Genomic DNA, 8,278 nt, shown 5'->3' on the forward strand with positions numbered 1-8,278 from the left:
AGAACGAGGCGGCGGCCAGCTTCGGCGACGACCGCATCTTCATCGAGAAATTCGTCACCCAGCCCCGCCATATCGAGATTCAGGTGCTGGCCGACAAGCACGGGAACTGCGTTTACCTGCACGAACGGGAATGCAGCATCCAGCGCCGGAACCAGAAGGTGATCGAGGAGGCGCCCTCGCCCTTCCTGGACGAGGCGACGCGGAAGGCGATGGGCGAACAGGCCTGCGCTCTGGCCAAGGCGGTCGGCTATACCAGCGCGGGGACGGTGGAGTTCATCGTCGATGGCAACCGCAACTTCTATTTCCTTGAAATGAATACCCGTTTGCAGGTCGAGCATCCGGTGACGGAACTGATCACCGGGGTCGATCTGGTGGAGCAGATGATCCGCGTGGCGGATGGCCAACCGCTGCCGTTCAGGCAATCCGACCTGAAGATCCACGGCTGGGCGATGGAAAGCCGCCTCTACGCCGAGGATCCCTATCGCAACTTCCTGCCCTCCATCGGGCGGCTGACCCGCTACCGGCCTCCGGTCGAGGGGAAGACCCAGCGCGGCGGCGTCGTGCGCAACGATACCGGCGTCTACGAGGGCGGCGAGATCAGCATGTTCTACGACCCGATGATCGCCAAGCTCTGCACCTGGGGGCCGACCCGCGCCGACGCCATCGAGGAGATGCGGCTGGCCCTGGACACGTTCGAGGTCGAGGGGATCGGGCACAACCTGCCGTTCTGTTCGGCCGTGATGGACCACCCGCGATTTGCCAGTGGCAACATCACCACCGCTTTCATCGCCGAGGAATACGAGGGCGGCTTCACCGGAGCCACGCTGGACGCCTCGCTTCTGCGGCGCGTGGCGGTGGCGGCGGCGGCGATGAACCGGGTGGCGGAAATCCGGCGCACCCGGATTTCCGGGACGATGGACAATCACACCCGCCGGGTGGGCGATGACTGGGTGGTGACGCTGCAAGGCGAAAGCTGGCCGCTGACGATCCGGGCCGATCCCGAAGGCTCGACCGTCGTGTTCGAGGACGGCACCGACCTGCGGGTGGAAAGCGATTGGACGCCGGGGCAGCCTCTGGCCCGTCTGACCGTCGGGGGCGAACCTCTGGTGATCAAGGTGGGCAAGATCCCGATGGGCTTCCGGATGCGCCTGCGCGGCGCGGACCTGAAGGTGCATGTCCAGACCCCGCGCCAGAAGGCGCTGGCCGGGCTGATGCTGGAGAAGGCGCCGCCGGATACCTCGAAATACCTCCTGTGCCCGATGCCGGGGCTGGTGGTGAAGATCGCGGTCGAGGAGGGGCAGGAGGTCCAGGAGGGCCAGGCGCTGGCGACCGTCGAGGCGATGAAGATGGAGAACATCCTGAAGGCCGAGCGCAAGGGCGTGGTCAAGACGATCAAGGCCAGCGCCGGGGCCAGCCTGAAGGTCGACGATGTGATCATGGAGTTCGAGTGATGCGGGGAAGCACTGATTTTCTGCGAAAATCAGGTTCCCGGGACCGGAGGGGCGCCTACCGCCCCGCCGGATTCCGCTCCAAGGCCTCACTCCGCGCGATGGGCATCTTGTCGATGGAGTTGATGATCTCGCGCCCCTCCCAGGGCAGCGGCTTGCGGATCGAGGGCTTCCAGTCCTTGTCCATCAGCACCAGCGAAAAGCCCCGGGGCCGAAGCTTCCGGCGCAGGTCGGACGGGGTCGCCGGGTCGGTGTCGGTGATCAGGATCACGTCGCGGGCCTCGAACTGCGGATAATAGCGCGTCAACAGCTCCATCTGCCGGATGAAGGCGGGATCGTGGGGGCTGTCGGCGAAGACGATCACCGGGCGGCGCAGGAAAAGGAGGTCGGCCTCGACCACCTGATCCGCCGGGACGGGAGCGAAAGCCGGGGCCTCGTCGGCCAAGGCGGGAAGGGAAAGTGCCGGAAGGGCCAGGGCCAGGACGGCAAGGAACGGACGACGGGCAAGACGCTGCATCGCCTTGATATAGGGGCAAAAGCGGAAAAGCCCAAGCGCGGCGAGCGGCGCGAATGGAGAGAATGATGGCGGACCTGAAGGCATGGGAGGCGCTGGCCTCGAAGGAGTTGAAGGGCAAGGGGCCGGAGACGCTCAACTGGCAGACGCTGGAGGGGATCACGGTGAAGCCGCTGTATACGGCGGCGGACGTGGCGGACCTGCCGCAGATGGGCGAGGTGCCGGGCGTCGCGCCCTTCACGCGGGGGGTCCGGGCGACGATGTATGCGGGCCGCCCCTGGACGATCCGGCAATATGCGGGCTTCTCGACCGCCGAGGAATCCAATGCCTTCTACCGCAAGGCGCTCGCCGCCGGGCAGCAGGGGGTCTCGGTCGCCTTCGATCTGGCCACGCACCGGGGCTATGACAGCGACCACCCCCGCGTGGTGGGCGACGTGGGCAAGGCCGGGGTCGCCATCGACAGCGTCGAGGACATGAAGATCTTGTTCGACGGCATCCCGCTGGACCAGGTCTCGGTCTCGATGACGATGAACGGGGCGGTGATCCCGATCCTGGCCAATTTCATCGTCACCGGCGAGGAGCAGGGGCACTCCCGCTCGGTCCTGTCCGGCACGATCCAGAACGACATCCTGAAAGAGTTCATGGTGCGGAACACCTATGTCTATCCGCCCGAACCTTCGATGCGGATCATCGCCGACATCATCGAATACACCTCGGCAGAGATGCCGAAATTCAACTCGATCTCGATTTCCGGCTACCACATGCAGGAGGCGGGCGCGAATTTGGTGCAGGAGCTGGCCTTTACCCTGGCCGATGGGCGAGAATACGTGCGCGCGGCGCTGGCGCGGGGCATGAACGTCGACGATTTCGCCGGGCGGCTGAGCTTTTTCTTCGCCATCGGGATGAACTTCTTCATGGAGGTGGCCAAGCTGCGGGCGGCGCGGATGCTGTGGCACCGGATCATGTCCGAGTTCGAGCCGAAGAAGACCGGCAGCCTGATGCTGCGCACCCATTGCCAGACCAGCGGTGTCAGCCTGCAAGAGGCCGACCCCTACAACAACGTCATCCGCACCGCCTATGAGGCGATGTCGGCGGCCCTTGGTGGCACGCAAAGCCTGCACACCAACGCGCTGGACGAGGCGATTGCCCTGCCGACCGAATTCAGCGCCCGGATCGCGCGGAACACCCAGCTGATCTTGCAGGAGGAAACCGGGATCACCCATGTCATCGACCCGCTGGCGGGGTCCTACTATGTCGAAAGCCTGACCGACCAGCTGGCGACCGAGGCATGGAAGCTGATCGAGGAGGTCGAGGCGATGGGGGGCATGACCAAGGCCGTCGCCACCGGCATGCCGAAGCTTCGGATCGAGGAGACGGCTGCGCGGCGGCAGGCGATGATCGACCGGGGTGAGGAAGTGATCGTCGGGGTCAACAAGTACCGCAAGGCCAAGGAAGACCTGATCGACATCCTGGACATCGACAACATGAAGGTGCGCGAGGCGCAGGTCGCGCGGCTGGAGCGCATCCGGGCCAGCCGGGACCAGGCGGCCTGCGACGCGGCTTTGCTGGAGCTTGGCCGCAGGACGGTGGAGGGCGGCAACCTGCTTGAGGCGGCGGTGGAATGTGCGCGGGCGCGGGCAACTGTAGGGGAGATATCTCTGGCCATGGAAGGAACGTTCGGACGGCATCGGGCCGAGGTGAAGACCCTCGCAGGGGTCTATGGCGCGGCCTATGAGGGCGACGAGGGGTTTGCCCAGATCCAGCGGGACGTGGAGGCCTTCGCCGAAGCCGAGGGGCGGCGGCCGCGGATGCTGGTCGTCAAGATGGGGCAGGACGGGCATGACCGGGGGGCGAAGGTGATCGCCACGGCCTTCGCCGATATCGGCTTCGACGTGGATGTGGGGCCCTTGTTCCAGACCCCGGAAGAAGCGGCGCAGGATGCGATCGACAACGACGTGCATGTGATCGGGATCTCCAGCCAGGCGGCGGGGCACAAGACGCTGGCGCCGAAGCTGATCGAGGTGCTGAAGGAGCGGGGGGCGGGGGATATCCTGGTCATCTGCGGGGGGGTGATCCCGCAGCAGGACTATGACTTCCTGAAGGCCGCCGGGGTGAAGGCGATCTTCGGGCCGGGGACCAACATCCCGGCGGCGGCGAAGGAGATCCTGGACCTGATCCGCGCGACGCGGGGGTAGGTGCCCACGCGCGGGCAGGTTTTCGCAGCTAATGATTTCAAAGGGTTGGCTGCGGGTATTAACCGGGCGGTAAGGTCTTTCTGCGCGTGATGCTCGTCGTGCGACTTCGTCTTCTCCTCGCGGGCCGGGGCGAAAATCAACCCTCCGACGAGGAGACGAAGTCGAACGAGGAGGGGCGGTTCAGGTGCCTCCGGCGGGAGCATTTTTGCCAAGAGGAAAGGCCTTGTGGTTGGTCAGGCGCAGGGGCGCGCGTGCGAAGGGCCAGAGGTCAGGAGCCGGGCGAGGGAAGGCTTACAGCTCGATCTCGCCGTTCGGGCCGGGCTGGGGCAGGGTCTCGGGCCTCGGCACCAGCGGCGCATTGCGGCGGATCAGGATGTCGCCGTTCGGCAGCATCACCGGCGCGTCGTAGTTCTTGATGTCGTCGATCAGCGTGATCAGTTGCTGCAGCTTCGGCCCCAGTTCTTTCAGATGCGGCTCCATCTCGCTCAGCGCCTTGCCCATCTCGTCGAGCGCGGGCTGCATCTCGTTCATCATGCCGCGCATGACGAGCTTCATCCCTTCTTCCATCAGGCTGAAGCCTTCATCCTTGGCTTTCGGCACTGTGGGGGCGTCCTCGGCGAAGGCCGGGGCGGCGAGAAGGCAGAGGGCGAGGACCAGTCTCATGCCCTGAATATGGGGACGGCGACAGGTGATTTCAAATCACATCTGGAAGGTCGATGCTGACGGGGAAGTGGTCCGAGGCCTGCAACAGCGCCTCGCGCAGTTCGGGGACCTGCATGATCCGGGGGTCGTTGAACGGGTGCCAGATGCGCCATTCCGGTTCCCGGGCGGCGAGGTCGGGCGAGACCATGATGAAATCGAGAAGCGCCTCGAAATAGCGTTTCTGCGGGGCGAGGTAGAAGCGGGCGGTGGTGGGGGTGATGCCGACCTTCGATTGCAGCGCCATGCTGGCATGGGGATCGGTCAGCTTCTGCGCCGGGTCGAGCGTGGTGCCGAGCACGATCTCGACCCCGGAATGGCCGAAGAGCTTCTCGAATTCGTCGATGCCGGGGCCGTCGTTGAAATCGCCCATCACGAGGAGGCTGTCACCCGCCGTCAGGTGGCCGTCTACCCGTTGCCGGAGCCAGAGGCATTGCGCCAGCTGCTTGCGGCGGTTCTCGATGGACAGCCGGATCTGCGCCTCGCGTCCGATGGCGCCATAGGGGTTCTTCGACTTGGCATGGACGCCGATCAGCCGCAGATGGGCACCGTCCTGCGTGGTGAGCGCCAGTTCCAGCGGCGGCTTCGAGAAGCGGATGGTCTCGGAGATATTGTCGGCGTCGAGATCGTAGCGGAAAGTGGTGTCGAAGCGCGGCGCGTCATGCGAGCCCTGGGTGATCGAGGGCGTGCCGACAGGATCGTGGCGGGCGGTCAGGCGGTCGGGGTCGTAGAGGAAGGCGATTTCCTGTTCGGTTTCCGACGGGAAGCCGATCAGCGCCTTGCGGGCGCGCAGGCCTGTGGCGCGGGCGAAGGTTTCCAGCGCCTTCACGGTCGAGCGGCGGTGGCTGGTATCGGGCGCCTCGATGATGGTGATGCCGTCGGCATCCAGCGCGGTGAAGACGATGGCCAGCGCGGCGAGCTGTTCGCCGCGGGTGATCTTGTAGCGGGTCGAGGGTTCGCGGTCGTCCAGCATGCGGCCGTTGTCGTCGAAGAGCGCATTGAACCATTCGACGTTGTAGGTGGCGAGGCGGAGGCCGGTCCTGGGGTCCGTCATGCGGCCTCTTTCGCACTGATCTCGCGCCAGGCCTCGTTGATCAGCTGCAGGCGGCGCTCGGCCAGTTTCATCGCCTCGGGCGGGACGCCGCGGGATTGCAGCACGTCGGGATGGGTGTCGCGCACAAGGTCGCGCCAGGCCTTGCGGGCCTGGACCTTCGAGGCATCGCGGGGCAGGCCCAGCACGTCATAGGGGTCGCGCGGGGCACCCTCGACCAGCCGCGAGCGGACGATGTTGAAGCAGCGTTCGTCGAGGCCGAATTCCTCGGCGACATGTTTCAGGAAGGCATCTTCGCCGGGGTGGTAGCTGCCATCGGCCACGGCGATCTGGAAAAGGGTCTCCAGGATGTCGACCAGGACATGATGGTCGTCGGCGCAGATGCGATGGCCGTCCGGGTTGAAGAGGCGGGCGATCTTGCGGGCATAGGTGTCGAAGCCCGCCACATCCTGCCGGGCGAGGTTGTAGACACGGGCGGCGTGGTCCTCTTCGCCCTCGGGGAAGGTGAAGATGCGGCGGAAGGCGGTGACTTCGTCGCGGGTGACGGTGCCGTCGGCCTTGGCCATCTTGGCGCCGAGCGCGAGGACGGCGATGGTGAAGCCCACCGATTGCTCGGGCGCGGGCGCGCCGCGCAGTTTGTCGAAGACGACGGACAGCGGTTCGCCCTTGGCAAGGGCGGCGAGAGCCTCGGTGATGCGGGTCCAGATCGACATGGGGCAAGCTTAGCCCGCCGGGGCGCGGATGTCAGAGGAATTTCTGCATCAGCACAAGGTCCATGAAACGGCCGAATTTGTGACCGGCCTCGGGGATGGTGGCGACATGGGCATAGCCCATCCGGGCGTGGAAGGCGCGGCCATCTGCGTTCTCGCCGGAGACGGCGGCGATCATCTGGTGCGCCCCGCCCGCGCGGGCGTGGTCTTCGACTGCGGCGAGGAGGGTGCGGCCCAGCCCCTTGCCATGGGTGCCGGGCAGGAGGGAGATGGAGTGCTCCATGCAGGTGCGATAGCCGGGCCCGGCGCGGAACTGGCCGTAGCTGGCCTGACCGATGACCCGGCCGCCGTCCTCGGCGACGAGGAAGGCGTGTCCGGCGGCGGCCTTGGAGAGGATGAGGCCGAGGATGTCGTCCGGAGTCTTCGGGACCGGGTTGAAGGTGATGGCGGTGGTCTCGATCCAGTGGTTCAGGAGCGCGGCCAGCGCGGGGGCGTCCTCGGGCCTTGCGGGACGGATCATGTCAGGACGCGGGGGCCGTCTGGCGTGTCGAAACTCGCGCGGAGGGCATGATAGGGGCCAAGCCGGAACGTGACGCGGGGGTCGGTCAGGCCCTTGAGCGCGGCCTGCAGGGCAGGGGCCTGGGGATGGGTGATCTGGAGCCCGGTCAGGCGGATGCCATGGTCCCGCAGCGCCTTGGCGGGGTGAAGCTCGCCCTGCCACTGGATGAGGGCGGGGTGGCAGTCGTCGAAGGGAAGCTTGCCGGTGGCGGGCACGGCAAAGCGCCAGCGGTAGTCGCCGCGGGTGAGGTCGGTCGCGGTGCCGGTGCCGGGGGGCGCGGCGGCAAGGGCGGCGTCGAGGTCGGGGGTGCGGCAGATCCAGTTGGTCAGGCGGGGCGGGCCGCGGAAACTGTCGAGGTCGAACCAACGCGGTCCGGCGGGGCGCGGGGCGGCGGGGTCGATGGCGATGACCTCCAAATAGAGGTCGCCGAGGGACAGGAGCCGGTTGTGCGTGCCCATGTGCGGGTGCTTGCCGCCGCCCGCCAGCGGCACGCCGAGGGCCATTTCCACCCAGTCGGCGCCTGCTTCCAGGCTTTCGGCCGAGACGGCGAGGTGATCGAGCGCGAGCATCATCCTGCGGCCTTCGTCGTGACCTTGGTCTGCGCTTTTAGCGACAGTGCCAGGGCGGCGAAGCGGGCCTGGGCGACCTCGCCGAAGAGGCCGAGGCCGTCCTCGGTCAGCGCCAGGGTCAGGAGGCGCTTCTTCTGGTTCCAGCGCAGCTCGCCCGCCTGCGACGGGTCGCCGATCGAGAACATCGCGCCGAAGCGCATGGCTTTCCCCAGGGCTTCGGCCTCCTGGATGTCGGTCTCCGACAGGAGACGGAAGAGCGGCTCCATCCGGCTGCCCGCGCGGGTGTTCTTGTAGCGGTGGAGAAGCGCGAGGCCGAGGAAGACGCGGCCGGGGTGGTCGAGCCCACCGAGGTTGGCGCGGGTGGCGTTGTCGAAGCAGGCCTCGGCCCGGTAGTCGGGGTGCGCGCGCCAGGTGGTGTCATGCAACAGGCAGGCGGCCTTGATCAGGCGCAGGCGCTCGGGCGTGGCGCCGGTGAACAGGGGTTCGAGGAAGGCGAAGAGCTTCTTGCCGAAGCCGGGGATGCGGGCCTGGGT

At 66.8% G+C, this 8,278-nt stretch carries 8 protein-coding genes and 1 pseudogene; 2 read left to right on the forward strand and 7 right to left on the reverse strand.

The window, feature by feature from the left end:
* The coding region (locus V7Q39_RS17040) for an ATP-binding protein (protein WP_333817812.1) at nucleotides 1–1,451 on the forward strand (1,451 nt) is incomplete at its 5' end.
* Nucleotides 1,452–1,506: 55 nt separating this feature from the next.
* Here the strand turns inward: V7Q39_RS17040 and V7Q39_RS17045 are convergent.
* A complete protein-coding gene (locus V7Q39_RS17045) occupies nucleotides 1,507–1,965 on the reverse strand; it encodes a DUF4174 domain-containing protein (RefSeq protein WP_333817813.1) in 459 nt (152 codons plus the stop codon).
* A 62-nt stretch (nucleotides 1,966–2,027) separates the two neighbouring features.
* On the opposite strand from V7Q39_RS17045, the gene scpA reads away from it, so the two are divergent.
* Nucleotides 2,028–4,157, forward strand: a complete 2,130-nt coding sequence (scpA, locus tag V7Q39_RS17050) for a methylmalonyl-CoA mutase (RefSeq protein WP_333817814.1) — start codon at nucleotides 2,028–2,030, stop codon at nucleotides 4,155–4,157.
* Between the two features lie 291 nt (nucleotides 4,158–4,448).
* Here scpA and V7Q39_RS17055 read toward each other — a convergent pair whose 3' ends face one another.
* From V7Q39_RS17055 to V7Q39_RS17080, 6 genes and pseudogenes are all read right to left on the reverse strand, one after another.
* The gene (locus V7Q39_RS17055) at nucleotides 4,449–4,820 is read right to left on the reverse strand and encodes an AAA+ family ATPase (protein WP_333817815.1); all 372 of its coding nucleotides are present in this window, start codon (nucleotides 4,818–4,820) and stop codon (nucleotides 4,449–4,451) included.
* Nucleotides 4,821–4,851: 31 nt separating this feature from the next.
* Nucleotides 4,852–5,910 (reverse strand): endonuclease/exonuclease/phosphatase family protein, encoded by a 1,059-nt coding sequence (locus V7Q39_RS17060; RefSeq protein ID WP_333817817.1) that lies wholly within the window; start codon nucleotides 5,908–5,910, stop codon nucleotides 4,852–4,854.
* The gene (locus V7Q39_RS17065; protein ID WP_333817818.1) at nucleotides 5,907–6,620 is read right to left on the reverse strand and encodes a molecular chaperone DjiA; all 714 of its coding nucleotides are present in this window, start codon (nucleotides 6,618–6,620) and stop codon (nucleotides 5,907–5,909) included. Before V7Q39_RS17065 ends, V7Q39_RS17060 begins: the two co-directional genes overlap by 4 nt.
* Nucleotides 6,621–6,651: 31 nt before the next feature.
* Nucleotides 6,652–7,137, reverse strand: coding sequence for a GNAT family N-acetyltransferase (locus V7Q39_RS17070; RefSeq protein ID WP_333817819.1), 486 nt, complete (start codon nucleotides 7,135–7,137; stop codon nucleotides 6,652–6,654).
* Entirely contained in the window at nucleotides 7,134–7,745 is a 612-nt protein-coding gene (locus V7Q39_RS17075) for a VOC family protein (RefSeq protein WP_333817820.1), read from the reverse strand. The genes V7Q39_RS17070 and V7Q39_RS17075 overlap by 4 nt, the downstream gene beginning before the upstream one ends.
* A pseudogene (locus tag V7Q39_RS17080) lies at nucleotides 7,745–8,278 on the reverse strand (exopolyphosphatase); the annotation flags it as partial. The pseudogene V7Q39_RS17080 and the gene V7Q39_RS17075, both read right to left, overlap by 1 nt.

Source organism: Tabrizicola sp. (assembly GCF_036781545.1).
Lineage (GTDB): Bacteria > Pseudomonadota > Alphaproteobacteria > Rhodobacterales > Rhodobacteraceae > Tabrizicola.